Source organism: Acidovorax sp. CCYZU-2555 (genome assembly GCF_018413525.1).
Classification (GTDB): Bacteria; Pseudomonadota; Gammaproteobacteria; order Burkholderiales; family Burkholderiaceae_C; genus Comamonas.
In genome coordinates this window covers 1-21,878 of record NZ_JAHCDD010000039.1, presented here as the reverse complement: position 1 = coordinate 21,878, position 21,878 = coordinate 1, and the positions used below count along the sequence as shown (strand labels likewise).

Annotated in this window: 21 protein-coding genes and 1 pseudogene; 19 read left to right on the top strand and 3 right to left on the bottom strand. The window is 64.2% G+C overall.

Going from position 1 to position 21,878, the window contains the following annotated elements; genetic code table 11:
• Positions 1-75: 75 nt before the first annotated feature.
• From KHY18_RS27105 to hemP, 12 genes and pseudogenes are all read left to right on the top strand, one after another.
• A pseudogene (locus tag KHY18_RS27105) lies at positions 76-276 on the top strand (hypothetical protein); the annotation flags it as partial.
• Between the two features lie 427 nt (positions 277-703).
• The gene (locus KHY18_RS27100; RefSeq protein ID WP_349630298.1) at positions 704-1,378 is read left to right on the top strand and encodes a FecR family protein; all 675 of its coding nucleotides are present in this window, start codon (positions 704-706) and stop codon (positions 1,376-1,378) included.
• Between the two features lie 97 nt (positions 1,379-1,475).
• A complete protein-coding gene (gene fhuE / locus KHY18_RS14725) occupies positions 1,476-3,854 on the top strand; it encodes a ferric-rhodotorulic acid/ferric-coprogen receptor FhuE (RefSeq protein WP_213301184.1) in 2,379 nt (792 codons plus the stop codon).
• 257 nt (positions 3,855-4,111) lie between these two features.
• Positions 4,112-4,414: an SWIB/MDM2 domain-containing protein gene (locus KHY18_RS14720; RefSeq protein ID WP_159918033.1), complete on the top strand. Its 303-nt coding sequence runs from the start codon at positions 4,112-4,114 to the stop codon at positions 4,412-4,414.
• Positions 4,415-4,653: 239 nt separating this feature from the next.
• Positions 4,654-6,876, top strand: a complete 2,223-nt coding sequence (locus tag KHY18_RS14715; RefSeq protein WP_213301250.1) for a TonB-dependent receptor — start codon at positions 4,654-4,656, stop codon at positions 6,874-6,876.
• Between the two features lie 18 nt (positions 6,877-6,894).
• Positions 6,895-7,584, top strand: coding sequence for a Fe2+-dependent dioxygenase (locus KHY18_RS14710; RefSeq protein ID WP_213301181.1), 690 nt, complete (start codon positions 6,895-6,897; stop codon positions 7,582-7,584).
• 70 nt (positions 7,585-7,654) lie between these two features.
• Complete coding sequence (locus tag KHY18_RS14705) at positions 7,655-8,779, top strand: alpha-hydroxy acid oxidase (RefSeq protein ID WP_213301178.1); 1,125 nt, start codon at positions 7,655-7,657, stop codon at positions 8,777-8,779.
• A 122-nt stretch (positions 8,780-8,901) separates the two neighbouring features.
• Complete coding sequence (locus KHY18_RS14700) at positions 8,902-9,168, top strand: (2Fe-2S)-binding protein (RefSeq protein ID WP_213301175.1); 267 nt, start codon at positions 8,902-8,904, stop codon at positions 9,166-9,168.
• 99 nt (positions 9,169-9,267) lie between these two features.
• On the top strand, positions 9,268-9,966 hold the full coding sequence (locus tag KHY18_RS14695) for an energy transducer TonB (RefSeq protein WP_213301172.1): 699 nt from the start codon (positions 9,268-9,270) through the stop codon (positions 9,964-9,966).
• A 15-nt stretch (positions 9,967-9,981) separates the two neighbouring features.
• A complete protein-coding gene (locus KHY18_RS14690) occupies positions 9,982-10,707 on the top strand; it encodes a MotA/TolQ/ExbB proton channel family protein (protein WP_213301167.1) in 726 nt (241 codons plus the stop codon).
• Positions 10,708-10,709: 2 nt separating this feature from the next.
• Positions 10,710-11,120, top strand: coding sequence for an ExbD/TolR family protein (locus KHY18_RS14685; RefSeq protein ID WP_213301164.1), 411 nt, complete (start codon positions 10,710-10,712; stop codon positions 11,118-11,120).
• A gap of 231 nt (positions 11,121-11,351) precedes the next feature.
• Positions 11,352-11,510, top strand: coding sequence for a hemin uptake protein HemP (hemP, locus tag KHY18_RS14680; RefSeq protein WP_249729139.1), 159 nt, complete (start codon positions 11,352-11,354; stop codon positions 11,508-11,510).
• Positions 11,511-11,678: 168 nt separating this feature from the next.
• Here hemP and KHY18_RS14675 read toward each other — a convergent pair whose 3' ends face one another.
• Positions 11,679-12,086: a GlcG/HbpS family heme-binding protein gene (locus KHY18_RS14675; protein WP_213301158.1), complete on the bottom strand. Its 408-nt coding sequence runs from the start codon at positions 12,084-12,086 to the stop codon at positions 11,679-11,681.
• Between the two features lie 197 nt (positions 12,087-12,283).
• On the opposite strand from KHY18_RS14675, the gene KHY18_RS14670 reads away from it, so the two are divergent.
• Together KHY18_RS14670 and KHY18_RS14665 are read left to right on the top strand one after the other, a co-directional pair.
• Entirely contained in the window at positions 12,284-12,973 is a 690-nt protein-coding gene (locus KHY18_RS14670; RefSeq protein ID WP_213301156.1) for a Bax inhibitor-1 family protein, read from the top strand.
• 118 nt (positions 12,974-13,091) lie between these two features.
• Entirely contained in the window at positions 13,092-13,457 is a 366-nt protein-coding gene (locus KHY18_RS14665; protein ID WP_213301153.1) for a hypothetical protein, read from the top strand.
• A gap of 46 nt (positions 13,458-13,503) precedes the next feature.
• On the opposite strand, the gene rlmD is transcribed toward KHY18_RS14665, so the two are convergent.
• The gene (gene rlmD, locus KHY18_RS14660; RefSeq protein ID WP_213301150.1) at positions 13,504-14,961 is read right to left on the bottom strand and encodes a 23S rRNA (uracil(1939)-C(5))-methyltransferase RlmD; all 1,458 of its coding nucleotides are present in this window, start codon (positions 14,959-14,961) and stop codon (positions 13,504-13,506) included.
• A gap of 362 nt (positions 14,962-15,323) precedes the next feature.
• On the opposite strand from rlmD, the gene KHY18_RS14655 reads away from it, so the two are divergent.
• The 3 genes from KHY18_RS14655 to KHY18_RS14645 all read left to right on the top strand — a co-directional run bounded on the left by KHY18_RS14655 (position 15,324) and on the right by KHY18_RS14645 (position 17,952).
• Positions 15,324-16,085 carry an MHYT domain-containing protein gene (locus tag KHY18_RS14655; protein WP_213301147.1) on the top strand — a complete coding sequence of 254 codons (762 nt, stop codon included), beginning with the start codon at positions 15,324-15,326 and terminating at the stop codon, positions 16,083-16,085.
• A gap of 157 nt (positions 16,086-16,242) precedes the next feature.
• Positions 16,243-16,857: a YitT family protein gene (locus KHY18_RS14650; protein WP_213301142.1), complete on the top strand. Its 615-nt coding sequence runs from the start codon at positions 16,243-16,245 to the stop codon at positions 16,855-16,857.
• Positions 16,858-16,896: 39 nt separating this feature from the next.
• Positions 16,897-17,952 (top strand): P1 family peptidase, encoded by a 1,056-nt coding sequence (locus tag KHY18_RS14645; RefSeq protein WP_213301139.1) that lies wholly within the window; start codon positions 16,897-16,899, stop codon positions 17,950-17,952.
• 217 nt (positions 17,953-18,169) lie between these two features.
• Here the strand turns inward: KHY18_RS14645 and ettA are convergent, their stop codons facing one another.
• Positions 18,170-19,789 (bottom strand): energy-dependent translational throttle protein EttA, encoded by a 1,620-nt coding sequence (gene ettA, locus KHY18_RS14640; RefSeq protein WP_349630299.1) that lies wholly within the window; start codon positions 19,787-19,789, stop codon positions 18,170-18,172.
• On the opposite strand from ettA, the gene KHY18_RS27360 reads away from it, so the two are divergent.
• Together KHY18_RS27360 and KHY18_RS14635 are read left to right on the top strand one after the other, a co-directional pair.
• Complete coding sequence (locus KHY18_RS27360; RefSeq protein WP_349630300.1) at positions 19,677-19,994, top strand: hypothetical protein; 318 nt, start codon at positions 19,677-19,679, stop codon at positions 19,992-19,994. The genes ettA and KHY18_RS27360 overlap by 113 nt on opposite strands.
• A 91-nt stretch (positions 19,995-20,085) precedes the next feature.
• A partial coding sequence (locus KHY18_RS14635; protein ID WP_213301133.1) for a DEAD/DEAH box helicase occupies positions 20,086-21,878 on the top strand: 1,793 nt, incomplete at its 3' end.

The window sequence follows — 21,878 nt, the reverse complement described above, 5'->3', positions numbered from 1 at the left end:
TTGCAACCGCGCCTATCAACCCGACCCGGTACACACCGAGCGCCATCATATTGAGAATCATTCTCACAATAAGATATGATTCCAGCGCCCATGACACCCTCCTCGCCTTCGCACAACGCCCTCCTCAGCGCGTTCTCGCAACACTATGCCGAACTGGTGCGCTACATCGCGCGCCGCACCGGCAATGTGGAAGAGGCGCGTGCGCTGGCGCACGACACCTGGTTGCGCATCGCCGAGCGCGCACCCGAGAAGGATGCGGCACTGGACGATCCGCGCGCCTATCTGTTCACCATCTCGCACAACCTGGTCATGAACCATCTGCGCCGCGGCCACTGGATGCAGACGCATCTCGCCGAATGCGCACAGATCGACGCCGTGTCGCCGGCCCAGGCGCCCGACGTGGCCGACTCCGCGATGTACCGCCAGGCGGTGCACGCCGTAGAAGGCGCGCTGGCCCGGCTGCCGGCGCGCGCGCGAGGTCTACCTGGCCCATGGCCTGGACGACGAAAAGCAGATAGACATCGCCCAGCGCCTGGGTGTCTCGATCGACACCGTCAAGCGCGACATCACGCAGGCCACGCGCGGCATCGAGGACGCGCTGCACACCTGGCGCCAGTCGCCGGTTGCAGCGAAGAGGCCCGGCGCCGCCGCGCAGACGCGCAGCCGGCGCAAATCGCTCACGGCCCTGCTGGGCGTTTTCACCGTGGGCCTGGGCAGCACGGCCATCTGGCACCTGCTGCAGCGCGAGGCCTTGCGCTACCAGACCACGCTCGCGACGCTGCGCGGCCGCATGCTGCAGCGCAGCCTGCCCGACGGCTCCGAGCTGACGCTCGATGCGCTCAGCCGCATCGACGTCGACTTTTCGGCCGATGTGCGCGCGCTGCGGCTGCACGCGGGCGCGGCGTTCTTCGCGGTGCAAAGAGACACGGCCAGGCCTTTCGTCGTGCACGCGCTGGGCGCCAAGGTGACCGTGCTGGGAACGCGTTTCGGCGTCGAAATCGACGGCGGCGACAACATCTCGGTGCAGGTCGAGTCGGGCCTGGTGCGCGTCGAGGCCCATGGGCAGACCACCGAGTTGAGCGCGGGGCAAAGCCTGCGCGTCGAGCCCGACAACGTCGTGCCGACGCAAGTCGCGAGCCCTGCTTCCTGGCGCAAGGGCGAGCTGGACTTCGACAATGTGCCGCTGGGCCAGGCACTGGCGCGCGTCGAGCGCTATTCGCCCGCGCCGCTGCGCGCCACGCCCGCCGTCGCCCACCTGCCCATCAGCGGCACGGTGCGCGTGGCCGATGCGCGCAGCTGGCTTGCATCGCTGCCCAACGTGCTGCCGGTGCGCGTCAACCGACAGGCCGGTGGCGGCATGGAAATCGACCGACGCTAGCGCGCGCTGCGCGACCTGGAAAAAAAGTCTGCCCTGTTTTTGCGTTCCATGGGTCTTACAGGTTGAGAGCCCGAAACAACCCAACCAGGTCCCATCCATGCAGAAGAAATTTCCCGCACGCCGCACCCGTCTGGCCTGCGCCGTCGCCTCCCTCGGTTTCGCGTTGAGCCTGCAGTCCGCCATGGCGCAGGACATGCGCTTCGACATTCCGGCCCAGCCCCTGGCGAGCGCGCTCAAGGCGCTGGCCGACCAGTCGGGCCTGCAGCTCGCTTTCTCGCCCGAACAGGTGCAGGGCAAGCAGGCGCCGCGCATCCAGGGCACGCGCGACGCGCGCAGCGCGCTGGGCGAAATGCTCCAGGGCAGCGGCCTGCAGGGACGGTTCGAAGGCAATACGTTGACCATCCAGCGCCTGCCCGCCGACGCTTCGGGCCAGACCATGGCCGCGGTGAACGTGGTCGCCCAGGCCGTGCCGTCGGCGACCACCGAAGGCACGGGTTCGTACACCACGCGCGCCACATCGGCGGCCACGGGCCTGGCGCTCTCGCTCAAGGACACGCCGCAGTCGGTGAGCATCGTGACCCAGCAGCGCATCGAGGACCAGCGCCTGCAGAACCTCACCGAACTGCTGGCCAACACCACCGGGATTTCGGCCAGCATCAACGACGGCAACCGCATGACGTACTACGCGCGCGGCTTTCCGATCACGAACTTCATGTACGACGGCATTCCCACGGCCGGCACGTCGAACTGGTATGCGGGCGAAGCCGAGCTCGACGCCGCGCTCTATGACCGCGTCGAAGTCGTGCGTGGCGCGACCGGCCTGCTGACCGGCGCCGGCAATCCGGCCGCGTCGATCAACCTGGTGCGCAAGCGCGCCGACAGCAAGGCGCTCACGGGCGAGCTGTCGCTGAGCGCGGGCTCGTGGAGCAACTACCGCGGCTCGGTCGATCTCTCCACACCTATCACCGCCGACGGCCGCGTGCGCGGCCGGCTGGTCGCCGCCTACCAGGACTCCGATTCGTATGTGAACCTGAGCACGGTGAAGAAGAAAGTCTTCTACGGCGTGATCGACGCCGATCTGACGTCCTCGACCAAGCTGAGCATAGGCGCCGACTACCAGGACAACGACCCCAAGGGCACGCCCTGGGGCGGATTCCCGCTGTGGTACGCCGATGGTTCGCGCACCAACTGGGACCGTTCGGCCACGCCCGCGGCCCACTGGACCTATTGGGCCACGCAGACCGAAACCGCGTTCGCCAACATCGAGCACCGCTTCGACAACGACTGGAAAGCCAACCTGGGCCTGACCCACAGCAAGCAGGCGCTGGACACCAAGCTGATCTTCCTGATCGGCTGGCCCGATGTCGCCACCGGCATGCGCGCGATCGGCAGCATCTACAACGGCTACCGCGCGCAGGACAGCATCAATGCGCAAATCGGCGGGCCCATCGAACTGCTGGGCCGCAAGCATGAACTGACATTCGGCCTGCTGAGCAGCGAGCAGAAATACCGCTACGACTACCAGCAGGCGCAGGACCTCGCTCCCGTGGTGTTCAACAGCAGCTGGGACGGCTCCTATCCCGAACCCAACTGGAGTGCCACGCGCACCCTCGACCAAGGCAAGGTCACGCAGCGGGGCTACTACGGCGCCGCGCGCTTCTCCCTCAACGACGCAACGAACCTGATCGTCGGCGGGCGCTACAGCACCTGGCGCGACCGCAATGCGGACTACCTGCGCGAAGACCAGAAGTTCATTCCCTATGCCGGACTGACCTACGACCTCGGCAAGAACACCACGGCCTACGCCAGCTACACCAGCATCTTCAACCCGCAGGATGCGCGCGATCGCACGGGCCGCTACCTCGACCCCATCGTCGGCAAGAACTTCGAGCTGGGCATCAAGAACAGCCTGTATGGCGGCAAGCTCAATACGTCGCTGGCGCTGTTCCGCATCCAGCAGGAGAACCTGGCGCAGGCGGACGGCGACTTCCTGATCCCCGACGGCCTGGACCAGGCCTACTATGGCGCCAAGGGCGTCAAGAGCAACGGTGTGGACATCGACGTGTCGGGTGAAATCCAGTCGGGCTGGAACATCTCCGGCGGCTTCACGCACTACACCGCCAAGGACGCGGCCGATTCCGCCGTCAACACCAACCAGCCGCGCACCTTGCTGCGGATCTTCACGACCTATCGCCTGAACGGCAGCTTGAGCGGCCTGACGCTGGGCGGCGGCGTCAACTGGCAGAGCAGCAACTACACCATCGCCAACGGCCCGAACGGCCAGGAGCGCGTGCAGCAGGATTCGTATGCCCTTTTCAGCCTGATGGCGCGCTATCAGTTCAATCCACGCACTTCGTTACAAGTTAACGTCAAGAACCTGTTCGACGAAAAATATTACAGCCAGATTGGCTACTACAGCCACGGCGCCTGGGGTGCTCCGCGCAGCGTCACGGCCACGCTCAACCATAAATTCTGAGCGCCGACAGGCCTTTGCGTGCCTAATGGCCCAGCCGGTGCGCGCCCACAAAGCGCGCGCCGGCCCCGGGAAAACGAGGGTGAAAGAGACTTCCCCGGGGGTTCCGAGGCATTTACAGTGCACTAGCGCAACAATTCGAGGCAAAAAAGCGCTTGCGCTACTTGGAAAGCAGAAAATTTCCCAGTAGCATCTGTTGAACCGATAAGAAGCGCATGCTTGGCATTGGTCAAGAATTATCACCAACTAGGAAAAGCAACATGGCAACTGCAAAGAAGGCACCGGCCGCAGCTTCTGCGACACCCGCTAAGAAACGCACCCCCAACGCCGCCTTCATGAAACCGCTGACTCCCAGCCCGGCCCTGGCCGCGGTTGTGGGTTCGGCTCCGCTGCCACGCACGGAAGTCATCAGCAAGCTGTGGGTCTACATCAAGGCCAACAAGCTGCAAGATGAAGCCAACAAGCGCATGATCAACGCCGACGCGAAGCTCAAGGAAGTGTTCGGCAAGCCCCAAGTTTCGATGTTCGAAATGGCGGGCCTGATCGGCAAGCACGTGAAGTAATTCCGTCACGCCTAGAAAAGCCGGCAGCTTGCCGGCTTTTTTTCGCCTGTACGAAGGGAAATTTGGCAAAAGCGTTGCGAAAAACAAACTACGCAATGCGAATTAATCCCATTTCTATTTATGATTCGCTCCGGCCGACAGAAGTGGCACACGCGCCGCTCTCCGGTCCAAAAATCAAGCGACTCTCATAGAGGGTCCAACATCATTTCCGGAGCATTATCTTGAAGAAAACAGCGCCCATGACGGCGGCCGAACTCGGCCCCGTCGCCTTCCCTGCGTCCACCTCCGACAAAGCTCTGCTGCCCCTGGGCGCACTGATGCTCGCCGCCTCGGTTGGCAGCTGGGCCCAGGCGCCCGAGGCCACGCTGGGCACGGTGACCGTGCGCGATGCCCTGGAAGTGCAGAGCAAGGACACGCTGCTGATCAAGCAGACCACGGTCGGCAAGGGCAAGCAGGACATCAAGGACATCCCCCAGTCGGTCACGGTGTTCACCGAACGCCTGATGAACGACCGCAACCAGGACGATTTCCGCGAAGTGCTGCGCACCACCGCCGGCGTCACGTTCCAGGCCGGTGAAACGGGTGAGGAAGATGTGCGTCTGCGCGGCTTCTCGCTGGGCCAGGCCGGCGACATCTACGTCGACGGCATGAAGGACGCTCCGCTGTACGAGCGCGACACGTTCAACAACGACCGCGTCGAAGTGCTCAAGGGCTCGGCCTCCATGCTGTTCGGCAAGGGCTCGACGGGTGGCGTGGTCAACCAGGTCAACAAGGCACCGCTGCTGATCGATCAGCACGAAATCTCGTACACCCTGGGCACCGGCAAGTACAACCGTGCGCAAGGCGACTTCAACTTCAAGACCGGCGAGAACGCGGCGCTGCGCGTCAACGCCATGATCCACGACGCGGACAACTACGGCGCCAAGCAGGAAAAGCGCGGCATTGCGCCGACGTTCGCCTGGGGCATTGGCACGCGCGACGAATTCTCCGTCGGCCTGTACTACCTCGACATCAAGGGCCGTCCGAACTACAACTCGCCCTGGATCGCCAGCAACGGCAAGATCATCCCCACGTTGCCCGCGAAGAACTACTACGGTCTCAACAGCGACCACCTCAACACCTCGTCGCAATACCTGACGCTGGGCCATATCCACCGCTTCGACGATGGCGGCGAGCTGCAGACACGCCTGCGCCACGGCAAGTACGAGCGCGACCTGCTGGCCAGCGTGATCGGCTTCTCGGGCACCCGCCCCACGTCGCTGGACCAGATCACCAGCGCCACGCCGCTCACGCGCACCTCCAAGGGTCGCATCGGCGAAAGCACGATGACGCAGATCCAGAGCGACTACACCAACGAGTTCAACTGGGGCGGCAACAAGCACAAGATCATTGCGGGCGTGGATTACTACCACGACGATGCGGATCGCAACGCCAACTACGCCAACGCGGCCGGCAACTCCTCCGCCAATCCCAGCCTGCTGACCTCCGTGGGCTCGCCCAACAACGGCGCTTCGGCACCTGACAACCGCGCGCCCGTCGCCTTCAACACGTTCAAGGCGCAGAACATCGGCCTGTACCTGCAGGACACGATGTCGCTGACTTCGACCGTCAAGCTGGTCGGTGGTCTGCGCTATGACCAGTTCAAGGCCAGCTACCGCAATGCCACGGGTGCGCTGCGCGACTCGACATCGGAAGGCCTGTGGAGCCCGCGCGTCGGCGCCATCTTCCAGCCCGATGAGCTGACTTCGTACTATGTGTCGTTCGGCACCTCGTACAACACGTCGGGCGACACCTACCAGTTCTCCAACCCCACTGCGGGCAGCGCAACGACTCCAAGCACCGAGTCGCTGGCCAACACGCCGCCCGAAAAGAGCCGCAACTTCGAAGTCGGCGGCAAGTGGGAGCTGTTCGAGCAACGCGCGTTGCTGGGCGTTGCTGCGTTCTACAGCGAGAAGTTCAACGAGCGCAATACCGATCCGGACAACCCAGGCTACCTGCTGTCGGGCAAGCGCCACGCCGCCGGCATGGAATTCAACCTCGCGGGCCACATCACGCCGAAGTGGGACATCTTCTACAACCACACCTGGATTCCTGAAGCCGAAATCGATCGCAGCACCCTGGCTGCCACGGGCACGGGCGCTCAAGGCCGGGGCGATCGCCCTGCGCTGACCCCCAAGCACAGCGGCAGCGTCTGGTCGACCTATGCAGTGACTCCCAAACTGCGCCTGGGTGCGGGCCTGACGTATCGCGGCAAGCAAAGCCCCGAAGGTTCGCGCGCCCTGGTGGCCAGCGGTTTTGCGACCATCGATGCCATGGCTGAGTACACTTTCGATCAGAAGACATCGCTCAAGCTCAATGTCACCAATCTGAGCGACAAGCTGTATGCCGATTCGCTGTACCGCGGCTTCTACACGGCAGGCGCAGCGCGCACCGTGCAACTGACCGTCAAGACCCGCTTCTGATCCTGCCCCCTACCCGCCATGTTCCTGCACCTCAAACAGGTTTTCACTCCGGACGAAGTCCAAAACGCGCGCCAGCTCCTCGGAGACGACGCGCCCTGGGTGGATGGCAGGACCAGCGCGGGCGGTCAGGCCCAGTCGTTCAAGCACAACCTGCAACTGGCGCAAGGCAGCGATGTCTCGCGCCAGCTGCAGGCCCAGGTGCGCGCCGCGCTGGCCAGGGACCCGCTGTTCTTTTCAGCGGCCCTGCCCAAGCGCGTCTTCAATCCCCTGTTCAACCGCTACAGCGGTGACTCCAATTTCTACGGCGCCCACATCGATGGCGCCGTGCTGCATTCGCAGAACCCGGCGCAATGGGTGCGCAGCGACATTTCCTGCACCCTGTTCCTCAGCGCTCCCGAGGAATACGACGGCGGCGAGCTGGTGATCCAGGAAGCCCTGGGCGAGCGCCGCATCAAGCTGCCCGCAGGCGACGTGATCCTCTACCCCAGCAGCACCGTGCACCAGGTCGCTCCCGTCACGCGCGGCGCGCGCATCGCGAGCTTCTTCTGGGTCGAGAGCATGGTGCGCGGCACCGAGCAGCGGCAGATGCTGTTCGACATGGACATGGCGCTGCTCAAGCTGCGCGCCGAAGTCGGCGAAAAGCACCCGAGCATGGTGCAGCTGACCGGCACTTACCATAATCTTCTGCGCCTCTGGGCCGACGTCTGAGCCGCGGCTTCCGGTTCGCCCGCTTGCGCGCTGTGGCATAAATCATTCTTCGATATCGCCCGGCCGCCGCATGACCTCTTCCCTCCCCGCCCTGCAAGCCATAGCGCCCGAAATCGTGTGCCTCGCAGACCACGAACGCCGCGCCACCGAAGTGCTGGACGCCAACGCCTGGGCGTATTTCAGCGGTGGCGCCGCCGACGAACGCTGCCTGCTAGCCAATCGCAGCGCCTGGGACGCCTTGCCGCTGTGGCCGCGCGTGCTGCGCCCGCTGGCCCAGGGACACACCCGCATTCAGTTGCTGGGCCGGGAATATGCCCATCCACTACTGGTCGCGCCCATGGCTTTCCAGCGCCTGGCCCATGCCGACGGCGAGCTGGCCAGCGCCTATGCTGCGGCCGCGCTGGGCGCGGGCTTCACGCTCAGCACCCAGTCCAGCCTGCCGCTGGAATTGCCGGCCCAGGCCGTGCTCGGCACCATGGGACGCGGACCGCTATGGTTCCAGCTCTATCTTCAACATGACCGCGGCTTCACGCGTGAACTGGTGCAGCGTGTCGAGCGCGCGGGCTACGAAGCCCTGGTGCTGACCGTGGACGCGCCGGTTTCCGGGGTTCGCGACCGCGAGCGCCGCGCGGGCTTTCATTTGCCCGCGGGCATTTCTGCGGTCAATCTCCAGGGGCTGGGCCCGGTCCCGGCGGCCGCGCCGGCCGACGGCGCCCTGTGCGCCGGCGTGCTGCGCCACGCACCCACCTGGGAAGACCTGGCCTGGCTGCTGGAACAAACCCGCCTGCCGGTGCTGCTCAAAGGCATTCTGCATCCGCGCGATGCGCTGCAGGCCGCGCGCCTGCAGGCCGCGGGCATCATCGTCTCCAACCATGGCGGGCGCACGCTCGACAGCGCACCCGCGACCGCGCTGGCCTTGCCGCGCATCGTGCAGGCGCTGCAAAACGCGGCCGCCGGCGCGCTGCCCGTGATCGTCGACGGCGGAATTCGCCGCGGCACCGATGTGCTCAAGGCCATGGCCCTGGGCGCGAGCGCGGTGATGATAGGCCGGCCCATTGTGTGGGGACTGGCCAACGCCGGCGCCGCGGGTGTTGCTCATGTACTACGGCTGCTGCGCGATGAACTGGAGATCGCCATGGCGGTGACCGGCTGCGCAACCCTTGCGGACGCGACATCTGCGCTGTTCGACGATTGAGGCGTGCACGCATTCAGAAAGACCTTCATAATTCCCGGCTGAAATTGGAATTACGAATGCGATGAGTTCTCATTTATAATTCTTTTCATCCCTTCAATAGCCAGCCACAACTGCCTGCTGCCATGATCGTCTGTGTTTGCCGCCGGGTTTCTGACCGCGAAATCGCACGCCACGCGCATGCGGGCATGAGTTTTGACGAAATCCAGTTCGAACTCGGTGTAGCCACCCAATGCGGACGCTGTGAAAACTGCGCCCGCGATGTGGTCGCGCAGTGCAGTGCTTCGGGAGCGGTTGCCCATATCCAGAACGCAACCCAGCCGATCCAGCTTGCCAACAATATTTTGGAAAGCAATGCATGGCCCTCTTCCCCGTTCTGCTCGGCAGCCTGATCCTCGTCATTGGATGCACCTGGTGGATTTTCCGCCAATAAACCTGGCTTTTGTTTTCAACCTGCCCAGGTGTAGTGCGCGCTGACCCACCTCTCGAATATGTCCCAGTCTGATAGATTTTCCTCTTCCGGGGGGATGAGCCGCAATGCTGTCATTGCCGGCTCCGTAGTGTTGTTGCACGTGGCCGGTATCTGGGCCCTGCAGAGCGGCCTGATGCGAAAAGCCGTGGAACTCGTGGTGCCCGCCGAAGTGCTGGCCGAGTTCATCGCCCCGCCTGCGCCGGAAGTGGCACCGCCGCCTCCGCCCCCTCCACCGCCGCCCAAGCCACAGCCCAAACCCGTGGAGCGCAAGGCGCCCATGCCCAAGGCGATTGCCGACCCCACACCGCGCCCGAATGCGCCCGTGGGCGTGATCGAGCCCGACCCTACGCCCGTGACCCAGGCCCCGCCGGCTCCGCCCGCGCCGCCGGCACCCCCGACGCCACCCGCGCCGCCAGCGCCTCCCGCACCGCCCGTGATCCAATTGCCATCGAGCAATGCGGCCTACCTCAACAACCCCAAGCCCAGCTATCCCTCGATCAGCCGGCGCATGGGCGAGCAGGGCAAGGTCGTGCTGCGCGTGTTCATCGACATCGAAGGCAAGCCGCAAACCATAGAAATCCGCGAGTCCAGCGGCTATGAACGCCTGGATCAGCAGGCCATCGAATCGGTCAAGCGCTGGCGCTTCGTGCCCGGCAAGCGCAATGGTGTTCCCGAAGCAATGTGGAACATCGTGCCCATCAATTTTGTTCTCGAATAATTTTCAGGAGTATTCATGGATTCCCATTTCGGCATTGCCAACGTCTGGACCCAGGGGGACTTCGTCACCCGCGCCATCGCCGTCATTCTCATCGGCATGTCTCTCGTGTCGTGGATCGTGATCATCATCAAGGCGCTGGACATCTTCAAGTACCGCAAGCATGCGCGCGCCTCGTTTGATTTCTGGCACAGCGAAGACTTCGGCACCGGCCTGGCCAAGCTCGGCACCGATCCCGCGAACCCGTTCCGCCACCTCGCGCTCGAAGGCCGCGAAGCCACGGCCCACCACCGCAAGAGCAGCGCCCACCTGCATGACTCGCTGGACATCAGCGACTGGGTCACGCGCAGCCTGCGCAACACCATCAACGAATTCACGGCCCGCCTGCAGGGCGGCCTGGCGATCCTGGCTTCCGTGGGCTCCACGGCACCGTTCATCGGTCTGTTCGGCACCGTCTGGGGCATCTACCATGCGCTGGTCGCGATCGGCTCCACGGGCCAGTCGACCATCGACAAGGTCGCCGGCCCCATCGGCGAAGCGCTGATCATGACCGCCCTGGGCCTGGCCGTGGCCATTCCCGCGGTGCTGGGCTACAACGCCCTGGTGCGCGGCAACAAGTCCATCCTCAACACGCTCAACAGCTTCGCGCACGACCTGCACGCCTACTTCGTGACCGGTGCCCGCGTGAATGTCCAGAATGACGGCGAGCAAGCCAAGGTGCTGCCGCTGAAGAAAGGCGCCTGACCATGTCGTTCGGAACCCAGGACGAGTCCGATGAGGTGATGAACGAGATCAACATGACGCCGCTGGTCGACGTCATGCTGGTTCTGCTCATCATCTTCATCATCACCATTCCGGTGATGAAGCATTCGGTGAACGTCGATCTGCCCCAGGCCACCAACCAGCCTGAGAACGTGAAGCCGGAAACAGTCAACCTGAGCATCGATGCCGATGGCAAGTACCACTGGAACGCGCTGCCCATCACGGACGAAGCGCTGCTGACGCAGCTTCAGACCGAAGGCGCCAAGGATCCGCAGGCCGACCTGCATATCCGCGGCGACAAGAACGTGCGCTACGAGCGCGTGGCCCAGGCCATGGCGGCCGCCCAGCGCGCCGGCGTGCGCAAGATCGGCTTCGTGACCGACCCCGTGCAATAAACCGCACACTCCGGCAAAAAGCCCTGCACTTCGTTCGCGAAGGCAGGGCTTTTTGCTTGCTGCGGGCCCGCGGCATCTGTCTGAAGTATTTATTTACAAAGCCGGAGCACAAACGATTGACATGTGATTGAGAATCAATATCATTAGCACACACACCGACCTGAGGATCAACACATGCCCGCTACCCTTTCCCTGCCCCGTACAGGCCAAGCCAGCCAAATTTCCATTCAGATGTCTCAACCCCTGGACTCGGCACTGCTCGCCGAAAGCGCCCTGGGCATGAACAGCACCGAACTATTGCAGGGACGCAAGTCCGTCACCATCCTGCACAACGGCATGCCTTATCGCCTGCAGGCCACCAAGCTGGGCAAGCTGATCCTCACCAAATAATTCACTGTTTCATCGTGGGGCGGCCCGTACATCCGGGTCGTTTTGCCAGCCAACGGAGTTTGTCCGCGTAGCCAGGCTTTTTTCCACTTCGCAGCATGCAAAAAGCCGGTCATTGACCGGCTTTTTCATTGGGGCCCGCACAGGTCGGACCCGGCAGTGCTGGATCGATCAGAGACCGATGGCAGCGATACCTGCGCGCGCGATCTGCGCATCTTCGTGCGACTTCACACCGCTGACGCCCACGGCGCCCAGCACCTGGCCATCCTTGACGATGGCGACGCCGCCTTCGAGCAGGCCGCTGAGGCCGGGAGCGCTCAGGAACGCGGTGCGGCCGCCGTTGACGATGTCTTCGTAGACCTTGGAGTCACGGCGACCCAGTGCCGACGTATTGGCCTTGGAAGTCGCGATCTTTGCCGAGGTGGCGGCGGCGCCGTCCAGGCGCTGCAGCCACAGCAGATGGCCGCCGTCGTCGACGATGGCGATGCTCACTGCCCATTTGTTCTTCAAGGCTTCGGCTTCTGCCGCTGCGGCAATGGCTTTCACGTCGGCGAGTTCGAGTTCGTGCTTGGTCTTCATGCAAAGGCTCCGTGTTAAGGCCAGATTTCCGGCGAAAAACAGACAGCATAACGGGCAAACCGACGCCAACTGGGCACTTCCAGCGCAAAAGATTCACAACTAAAACCAATTGACTGCAACCGGGTATTGCAAAGCCACTTGTCATCGCCACCTAGAATGGACTATGCAATCGTGCATGCACAAAGGAGAGCGTCCGAATGAATGATCAAGTCACCACACTGGGCTCTGCGGGCTACGGTGTCTCGCAGCAACAGCGCAACAAGGTTTTGCGCAATACCTACTGGCTGCTCGCCCTGAGCCTGCTGCCAACGGTACTCGGCGCCTGGGTAGGCGTTGCCACGGGCATCACGGCATCCCTGAACGGAGTGGTCGGCCTCGTTGTATTCATGGCGGGCGCCTTCGGCTTCATGTATGCCATCGAGAAGACCAAGCATTCGGCCGCTGGCGTGCCCGTGCTGCTGGCTTTCACGTTCTTCATGGGCCTGATGCTTTCGCGCCTGGTGGGTCACATCCTCGGATTCAGCAATGGCTCCGAACTGATCATGACGGCATTCGCCGGCACGGCCGGCGTGTTCTTCGTGATGGCCAGCGTGGCCAGCGTGATCAAGCGCGACCTGTCGGGCATGGGCAAGTGGCTGTTCGTCGGCGCGATGGTGCTGTTTGTCGGCATCCTGATCAACATGTTCGTCGGCTCGACCGTCGGCATGATGGTCATTTCCGTTGCCGGCATCGGTATCTTCAGCGCCTTCATGCTGTATGACCTCAAGCGCATCATGGACGGCGGCGAAACCAACTACATCAGCGCCACGCTGGCTCTGTACCTGGACCTGTTCAATGTGTTCCAGTTCATGCTGAGCCTGCTGGGCCTGGGCGGCGACCGCGAGTAATCGGCGGCCCCACTTCTCTCGAAAAGGCCCTGCGGGGCCTTTTTTCATGGGCGCCTCAAGACCCGCTGCGCAAGTTTGCCCTTAACTTTTCACGCAAGCTGCCGATAATGCAAGGGACATGTCCAAATACGCCCCTACCACCATGCGGTCTGCACTCTACGCCCTCCCCCTGCTGCTGCTTGCCGGCTGCAACATTCCCGGACTCGGGCCCACGCCCCAGGCGATCGCGCGGGAGAACGAGGCCAAGGCGGTAGGAAGCGCCTGCCGCCATGCCTTGCGCGGCCTGGAAGACTGCTATTCGCTCAACCCCAAGTCGACCAAGGCGCTGGTGTTTGCGGGCTGGAAAGAGATGGACCAGTACATGCGAGAGAACAAGATCGAAGGCACGCAGTCGGTCATCACGCAGCGCGAGAAACCCGCGCGCACGCCCGACAGCGAGATCGAGACCGAACTGCGGCCGTCTACGCCGCGCAATCGCAGCTGATGCCCTGGCTTGGCCTTCCTGCAGCGCAGGAGGCCAGGCTGTCGCGTCAGGCGCGCTCGAAGACCGCCATGCTTTCGACGTGGGCGGTGTGCGGGAACATATTGATCACGCCCGCCGAGACGCAGCGGTAGCCCGCCTTGTTGACCAGCAGATCGGCATCGCGCGCCAGCGTCGCCGGAGCGCAGCTCACATAGACGATGCGCTGCGGCGGCTGCCAGGACTCGCTGCCTTCAGGCAAGGCCACGGCGTCTTCGGCGCCAATACGGGCCTGGTGGATGTCGGCCAGCGCCTGCACCAGCGCGAACGCGCCTTCGCGCGGTGGGTCGACCAGCCATTTGTCGGCCACGCCGTCGGCGATCAGCATTTCGGGCGTCATGTTGAACAGGTTGCGGGCAACGAAGTCCGTGGGTGCGAGCGCATCGCCTTCAAGGCGTTGGGCCTGGTTGCGCGTGTAGTTGTCGCGTGAACGCGCGACCAGCGCATCGCTGCCCTCGATACCCAGCACTTCGCGTGCCTGCGTGGCCAGGGGCAGCGTGAAATTGCCCAGGCCGCAGAACCAGTCGATCACGCGCTCGGTCTTCTTCACGGCGAGCAGGCGCAGCGCACGCGTCACCAGCACGCGGTTGATGTGGGGATTGACCTGGGTGAAGTCGGTGGGCTTGAACGGCATGGTGATGCCGAAGTCGGGCAGGCTGTACGCCAGTTCCTGGATGGGCGGATCCATCAGCTGCACGGTGTCGGGGCCCTTGGACTGCAGCCACCACTGGATGTTCTGTTCGGCCGCGAACGCGCGCAGACGCTGCTGATCGGCCTCGGACAGCGGCTCCATGTGGCGCAGCACCAAGGCGGTCACATCGTCGCCGCAGGCGACTTCGATCTGCGGCAGGGTCTCGCGCGCATCCATGGACGAAACCAGCGCGCGCAGCGGCATCAGCATGTTGTCGACATGCGGCGGCAGCACGCGGCAGACTTCCATGTCGGCGATGTAGCGGCTCTTGCGCTCGTGGAAGCCGACCAGCACTTTCTGCTTCTTGATCACATAGCGCACCGACAGGCGCGCGCGGTAACGATAGCCCCAGGCCGGTCCCTCGATGGGGCGCAGCACGGTTTCGGTCTTGACCTTGCCCAGGTGCCAGAGGTTGTCTTCGAGCACGCGCTGCTTGACGGCCACCTGGGCCGACACATGCATGTGCTGCATCTTGCAGCCACCGCAAGCGCCTTCATGCAGCCCGAAATGCGGGCAGCCGGGCGTCACGCGCTGCGAGGACTCACGGTGGATGGCCGTCAGGCTGCCGCGTTCGAAGCTGTTTTTCTTGCGGTGGATGTTGGCGCTCACCAACTCGGTGGGCAAGGCGCCGTCGATGAAGACCACCTTGCCATCGGCCTGCCGGGCAACGCCCTGGGCGTCCATGTCCATGGACAGCACGTCGTACCAGCCAGGCGGCAGTTCCGTGGTGGATTCGGGGAGATTCGCGGGGGGATTGTTTTCGCTCAGGTCACTCATGGCCGCGATTGTCTCAGGCCCGCGCCTGGGCGACGCAAATGCGGGGAAATTGCGGCCTGCGGCGGACCTGCCCTGCTGCATGAGAAATATCACAACCAGCGGTCTTCATACACAGGGTTTACCCCAGGAGCGCGCTGCGCCGCAGCAGAAAACGGCCTTACGCCCCTGAGCCATGAAGTCTCAAAAGCGCCAGTAAAAGCCTGCGGAACGCGCAAAACCATGAAATGTGGCTAATACGTACGCTCGCGAAATTGTTATTAAAAGAAAAAATTGAATCACTTGCTATCGTGCTTGCGGATAACTCCGGTGCACCACGCACCCATGGCCCGACAAAGCGTTACAGCATTCTTGAAGGAGCAACCATGAACGAAGTGATTCAGACGACGTACAGCACGCCTCTGGTGATTCTGGCGTACCTTATCTCGGTGATAGGCTCCTACGCGGCGCTGTCGGCGACCCACCGAATGCAGGCACAACAAGGCAAGCGCCATCTGGCCCACCTGGGCATTGCGGGCATTGCGCTGGGCGGCATCGGCGTCTGGTCCATGCACTTCGTCGGCATGCTGGCGCTGAAAATGGACATAGGCCTGGGCTACTCCATGGTCGAGACCGTGATTTCGCTGCTGGCGGCCTGTCTGGCCGCCGCCTGGGGTCTGGCCATCGTCGCCAAGAATCCGCGCAGCTGGAGCCGCCTGATCAGCGCTGGCGCCATGCTCGGCGTGGGAGCCGCCACCATGCATTACCTGGGCATGTACGGCATGCGCTTCGGCGGCTATTTCAACTGGTCGCTCGATGTGGTGGCCATCTCCGTGGTGATTGCCATTTTCGCCGCCACGGCCGCGCTGTGGCTGGCGTTCAACACCCGCACCGCCGTGGCGCGCATGGGCGCGGCCGCCGTGATGGCGCTGGCCGTGTGCGCCATGCACTACACCGGCATGTCGGCTGCGGAGTTCATCTGCACCACCAGCAATCGCCTGGCCATCCCCACCAGCCCGACCGTGATCAGCGTGATGGACCTGCCCTTGCTGGTGATCACGCTGGCCGTGGGCATGATCTGCGCGATCGGCCTGGACCTGCTGTTCGACCCCCAGCGCCGTCTGGACACCTCGCGCCGCCCGGGCTGAACCCCGGCGGCCGCTGTGGCTGCTGGCGCGCCGCCAGGACGGCAGGCGCGCCATTGCATAGAATGACGCGCCACTCCCATGCGGCGTGCCCGATGCCATGCACGGGCCGCCGCCGCGCTGCAAAGCGGGGCCTTCCATTTCCTGCTCCGCACTGCCCATGTCGCCCCTTGCCGCCAAGTCCGCCCCCCATTCGCGCGTGGAAGACGCGCTGGCACTCTGCATGGGCGTGGTGCTGATCTCCGTCGGCATTGCGTTTCTGGCGAGTGCCGGCCTGCTGACCGGCGGCATGGCCGGACTGGCCTTTGTGCTGCACTACACCACGGGTCTGGGCTTCGGTCCGCTGTTCTTTCTGCTCAATCTGCCTTTCTACTGGCTCGCGCTGCGCAAGATGGGCTGGGGCTTCACGCTCAAGACGTTCACTGCTGTTCTGATGCTGTCGCTGCTGGTCGAAGTGCAGGCGCACTTCCTCAGCATCGCGCAGATGGACGCCTGGTACGCGGCCGTGGCCGGCGGCGTGATCATGGGCATGGGCATGCTGGTGCTGTTTCGCCATCGCAGCAGCCTGGGCGGCGTGGGCATTGCCGCGCTGTATCTGCAGGAGCGCTTCGGCTGGCGCGCGGGCAAGGTGCAGATGGGTGTTGACTGCTGCATCCTGCTGCTCGCGCTGTTCACCGTCGAGCCGGCGCGCGTGTTCTGGTCGGTGCTCGCGGCGCTGGTGCTGAACCTGGTGCTGGCCATGAACCACCGGCCGGGCCGCTACACCGCGGTCTAGCCTTGCGCGCCGGGCATCGGCCGTCTTCATAATGACGGCATGAGCCTCCCCTCCCCTGCTTTTTCTGAACTCGCCGACGCGGGCAGCATCACCCGCGTGCAAGGCATCGAAGTCGGCCACCACACCGACGCGCGCCGGCCCACGGGCTGCAGCGTGGTCATCGCGCGCGCGGGCGCGGTCGGCGGCGTCGATGTGCGCGGCGCGGCGCCGGGCACGCGCGAGACCGATCTGCTGCACCCGACCAACCTGGTCGAACAAGTGCATGCCGTGCTGCTCGCGGGCGGCAGCGCCTGGGGGCTGGATGCGGCCAGCGGCGCCGTGCGCTGGCTCGAAGAACATGATGTGGGTCTGGACGTGCGCTACGCGCGCCTGCCGCTGGTGCCCGCGGCCGTGCTGTTCGATCTGGGCGTGGGCGATGCGCGCATACGCCCCGACGCCGCATCAGGTTATGCCGCCTGCGCCGCGGCCAGCAGCGCGCCGCCGGCCGAAGGCAATGTGGGCGCGGGCACGGGCGCCTGCGTGGGCAAGGTGTTCGGCATGGCGCATGCCATGAAAGGCGGTATAGGCACGGCCTCGGTGACGGTCGATGGTGTCACCGTGGGCGCGCTGATCGCCTGCAATGCGCTGGGCGATGTGCTCGACCCGGACACGGGCCGGTTGATCGCGGGCGCGCGCACCGAGGACGGCCTGCAGTTGCGCGATACGCGCCGCGCGCTGCTGCGCGGCGAAGCGCCGCGGCCGGTACTTGCCGGCACCAACACCACGATAGGCGTGATCGCCACCGACGCACGCATCACCAAGGCCCAGGCCCATCGCCTGGCCGTGGTGTCGCACGACGGCCTGGCGCGCGCCATCAACCCGGTGCACACCATGTCGGACGGCGACACGCTGTTCACGCTGGGCACGGGCGCCAGCGGCAAGACTTTGGGCATGATGACGCTGGCCACCATGGCAGCCGAAGCCACGGCGCGGGCCACGCTGCGCGCCGTGCTTTGCGCGCGCGGAATCACGACGGCCGAGGGGCTTTGGCTGCCGGCAGCGCGGGATCTTGAGGGCGGGCCGTCCATCCTTCGACAGGCTCAGGACGAACGGTAATGGCTCAGGACTAACGGTAAAGAAATCAGGCTCCGATAGGAGCCTGATTTCGATGACCGATGATGCCGCGCTGTACGCAAAACCGTTGCACTGGCGTATCCAACGTTCGGGGGCAGCGAGGAAGGGCCGCCCCGCACCGAGGCTGCCGTCCCTAGCCGGGCGCCCCCCTCCACCGTAGGTTGAGAGGGGGAAGCCGCGAAGCGGCTCAGGGGGTGCTTTACTTCAATGCCTTGAAGCGCATGCGCTTGGGCTTGGCGCCTTCTTCGCCCAGGCGGCGCTTCTTGTCGGCTTCGTACTCCTGGTAGTTGCCGTCGAAGAACACCCACTGCGAGTCGCCTTCGGCGGCCAGGATGTGCGTGGCGATACGGTCGAGGAACCAGCGGTCATGGGAGATGACCATCACGGTGCCCGCGTATTCCAGCAGCGCGTCTTCGAGCGCACGCAGGGTTTCGACGTCCAGATCGTTCGAGGGTTCATCGAGCAGCAGCACGTTGCCGCCCTGGATCAGGGTCTTGGCCAGATGCAGACGGCCGCGCTCACCACCGGAGAGGTTGCCGACCTTCTTTTGCTGGTCCTGGCCGTTGAAGTTGAAGCGGCCGGCGTAGGCACGCGAAGCCATCTGGAACTTGCCGACGTTGATGATGTCGAGGCCGCCGGAAATGTCTTCCCAGACGGTCTTCTCGTTGGCCAGTGCATCGCGCGACTGGTCGACGAAGGCCATCTTCACGGTCGTGCCGATGTCCACCGTGCCGCTGTCGGCCTGTTCCTTGCCGGCGATCAGCTTGAACAGCGTGGACTTACCCGCGCCGTTGGGGCCGATGATGCCGACGATGGCGCCCGCGGGAATGTTCATGCTCAGGTTGTCGATCAGCACGCGGTCGCCAAAGCTCTTGGTGACGTTGTTGAATTCGATGACCTTGCTGCCCAGGCGCTCGGCCACAGGAATGAAGATTTCCTGCGTTTCGTTGCGCTGTTGGTATTCGTGATCGCTCAGTTCCTCGAAGCGCGCAATACGGGCCTTCGACTTGGCCTGGCGGCCCTTGGAGTTCTGGCGCACCCACTCGAGTTCCTTCTTCAGGGCCTTGGCGCGGGCTTCTTCGCCCTTGTTTTCGGCTTCGAGGCGGTTGCCCTTCTGCAGCAGCCAGTCGGAGTAGTTGCCCTTGTAGGGAATGCCGTGGCCGCGGTCAAGTTCCAGAATCCACTCGGCGGCGTTGTCGAGGAAGTAGCGATCGTGGGTGATGGCCACGACGGTGCCGGTGAAGCGGTGCAGGTACTGCTCGAGCCAGTCCACGGATTCGGCATCCAAGTGGTTGGTGGGTTCGTCAAGCAGCAGCATGTCGGGCTTGGACAGCAGCAGTTGGCACAGCGCGACGCGGCGCTTTTCACCGCCCGAGAGCTTGCCGATCACGGCGTCCCATGCGGGCAGGCGCAGCGCGTCGGCGGCGATTTCGAGCTGGTGCTCGGAGTCGGTGCCGGCGGCAGCGATGATCGCTTCCATCTGGCCCTGCTCGGTCGCGAGCGCGTCGAAGTCGGCGTCTTCCTCGGCGTAGGCGGCGTAGATTTCGTCCAGGCGCTTGCGCGCGTTGTTGACTTCAGACAGCGCTTCTTCAACCGCTTCGCGCACGGTGTGCTCGGGGTTGAGCTGAGGTTCCTGGGGCAGGTAACCGATGGACAAGCCAGCCATCGGAATGGCTTCGCCTTCGATCTCCTTGTCCACCCCTGCCATGATTTTCAGCAGAGAGGATTTCCCGGAGCCGTTAAGGCCCAGCACGCCAATCTTTGCGCCGGGGAAAAAGCTGAGAGAAACGTCCTTCAAGATCTGCCGCTTGGGCGGCACGGTCTTGGTGACATGGTTCATCGAAAAAACGTATTGGGCCATGGATTTGTCTGTTGATTCTTCAAAAACTGGGCAACAAAATGGTTGCACGCCAGCCGTGATTATCCGCGCATGCGACAATACCCGCAGTTACGGGCTCCAGTTGTCCGTAACATCAGCATTCCAGCTGGGGACAATGGACGCAGTTCCGGGCTCCCATCTTTGAACCTCATCTGCCTAGGACTGGCCGGCAACCGCCCAAAGGTTGCCACGACAGGCTGATACCCCCCGCGCCCAGGATGGGCGCACCTGATCACATGACATTTGAAGAACTGAATCTGGCTCCTGCCATCCTGAAGGCTGTGCTCGAACAGGGTTACGACACGCCTACGCCCATCCAGGCACAAGCCATTCCGGCCGTGCTCCAGGGCCAGGACCTGCTTGCCGGCGCGCAGACCGGCACCGGCAAGACCGCAGCGTTCGCCCTGCCCATGCTCAACCGTCTGGTAGAGGGCGATCCTGCCACCAGCAAGTTTGGCAACAAGGGCGTGCGCGCCCTGATCCTGACGCCTACCCGCGAACTCGCGGCCCAGGTCGAAGAGTCTGTGCGTGGCTATGCCAAGTACCTCGACAACATCAGCTCCACCGTGATTTTCGGCGGCGTGGGCATGAACCCCCAGATCGACCGCATCAAGCGCGGCGTCGACATTCTGGTGGCCACGCCCGGCCGCCTGCTGGACCTGCAGCAGCAAGGTTTCCTCGATCTGTCGACCGTGCAGATCCTGATCCTGGACGAAGCCGACCGCATGCTCGACATGGGCTTTATCCATGACGTGAAGAAGGTTTTGGCCCTGGTGCCCAAGAACAAGCAAAGCCTGCTGTTCTCGGCCACGTTCAGCGACGAAATCCGCGAACTCGCCAACACGCTGCTGAAGAACCCGCAAAGCATCCAGGTCACGCCCAGCAACACCACCGTGCAGCGCATCACCCAAGTGATCCACCCCGTGGGTCGCGGCAAGAAGAAGCAAGCCCTGCTGCACATCATCCAGGAACACGACTGGAGCCAGGTGCTGGTGTTCACGCGCACCAAGTTCGGCGCCAACAACGTTGCCGACTTCCTGACCAAGAACGGCGTCAACGCCATGGCGCTGCACGGCAACAAGAGCCAGAGCGCGCGCACCCAGGCGCTGGCCGGTTTCAAGAGCGGTGACATCCGCGCGCTGGTCGCAACCGACATCGCGGCCCGCGGCATCGACATCGACGAACTGCCCCACGTCGTCAACTACGAAATTCCCAACGTTTCGGAAGACTACGTGCACCGCATCGGCCGCACGGGCCGCGCCGGCCGTGAAGGCCAGGCCGTGAGCCTGGTCTGCATGGACGAAGAAGGCTTCATGATGGACATCGAGCGCTTCACCAAGCAGGAGATTCCCGTCCAGCTGCTCCAGGACTTCGGCCCTGAAGAAGGCGAAAAGGCCGAGCCCATCGCCATGGGTCGCCAGACCATCTGGGGCGGTGCGGGCAAGCCGCCCAGCCGCGACGTGATGCAGGCAGCCGCCAAGGCCGCCCGCACCGAAATGATGGACCGCATCCGCGCCAACAAGCCCGCAGCGGGCGAGCGCGGCGCCAAGCCCCAGGGCAATGGCGGTGGCAAATCGGGTGGTGGTCGCGGTGCAGCCCAGGGCAACGGCGAAGGCCGTGGTCCCGCCAATGGCGGCGCCGGCCGCAGCAACCCCAATGGCCCGCGCGGTGCAGGTGCCCGTGGTGCCGGCCCCCGCGGTGCGGGTCCGCGCCAAGGCGGACAGGGTTTTGGCGGTGATCGCCAGGAGCCCCGTGGCGACCGCCATGACGACCGCGGCCCATCGAGCCGTCCGGCACGTGAAGGCGGCAATTCGCGTTTTGACGACCAACCCCCACGCGCCAACGCGCATCTGGGCACCCAGTTGGGTCGCCCGGTGACGCCGCGTGGCAACTCGGCAGGTGGCCAGCCTGATCCCATGCGCACCAGCGTGGACAGCATGGCCCAGGCCGGTCGTCGCGGCGGCGGCTTCCGCAGCGGCGGTGGCGGTGGTGGTGGCGGCGGCTTCGGCGGCGGCGGTTGGCGATCAAG

Coding starts and splice junctions, on each gene's coding strand:
- fhuE (WP_213301184.1), top strand. CDS start 1,476: ATGCAGAAGAAATTTCCCGCACGCCGCACCCGTCTGGCCTGCGCCGTC.
- KHY18_RS14720 (WP_159918033.1), top strand. CDS start 4,112: ATGGCAACTGCAAAGAAGGCACCGGCCGCAGCTTCTGCGACACCCGCT.
- KHY18_RS14715 (WP_213301250.1), top strand. CDS start 4,654: ATGACGGCGGCCGAACTCGGCCCCGTCGCCTTCCCTGCGTCCACCTCC.
- KHY18_RS14710 (WP_213301181.1), top strand. CDS start 6,895: ATGTTCCTGCACCTCAAACAGGTTTTCACTCCGGACGAAGTCCAAAAC.
- KHY18_RS14705 (WP_213301178.1), top strand. CDS start 7,655: ATGACCTCTTCCCTCCCCGCCCTGCAAGCCATAGCGCCCGAAATCGTG.
- KHY18_RS14700 (WP_213301175.1), top strand. CDS start 8,902: ATGATCGTCTGTGTTTGCCGCCGGGTTTCTGACCGCGAAATCGCACGC.
- KHY18_RS14695 (WP_213301172.1), top strand. CDS start 9,268: ATGTCCCAGTCTGATAGATTTTCCTCTTCCGGGGGGATGAGCCGCAAT.
- KHY18_RS14690 (WP_213301167.1), top strand. CDS start 9,982: ATGGATTCCCATTTCGGCATTGCCAACGTCTGGACCCAGGGGGACTTC.
- KHY18_RS14685 (WP_213301164.1), top strand. CDS start 10,710: ATGTCGTTCGGAACCCAGGACGAGTCCGATGAGGTGATGAACGAGATC.
- hemP (WP_249729139.1), top strand. CDS start 11,352: ATGTCTCAACCCCTGGACTCGGCACTGCTCGCCGAAAGCGCCCTGGGC.
- KHY18_RS14675 (WP_213301158.1), bottom strand. CDS start 12,086: ATGAAGACCAAGCACGAACTCGAACTCGCCGACGTGAAAGCCATTGCC.
- KHY18_RS14670 (WP_213301156.1), top strand. CDS start 12,284: ATGAATGATCAAGTCACCACACTGGGCTCTGCGGGCTACGGTGTCTCG.
- KHY18_RS14665 (WP_213301153.1), top strand. CDS start 13,092: ATGTCCAAATACGCCCCTACCACCATGCGGTCTGCACTCTACGCCCTC.
- rlmD (WP_213301150.1), bottom strand. CDS start 14,961: ATGAGTGACCTGAGCGAAAACAATCCCCCCGCGAATCTCCCCGAATCC.
- KHY18_RS14655 (WP_213301147.1), top strand. CDS start 15,324: ATGAACGAAGTGATTCAGACGACGTACAGCACGCCTCTGGTGATTCTG.
- KHY18_RS14650 (WP_213301142.1), top strand. CDS start 16,243: ATGTCGCCCCTTGCCGCCAAGTCCGCCCCCCATTCGCGCGTGGAAGAC.
- KHY18_RS14645 (WP_213301139.1), top strand. CDS start 16,897: ATGAGCCTCCCCTCCCCTGCTTTTTCTGAACTCGCCGACGCGGGCAGC.
- KHY18_RS27360 (WP_349630300.1), top strand. CDS start 19,677: ATGATTTTCAGCAGAGAGGATTTCCCGGAGCCGTTAAGGCCCAGCACG.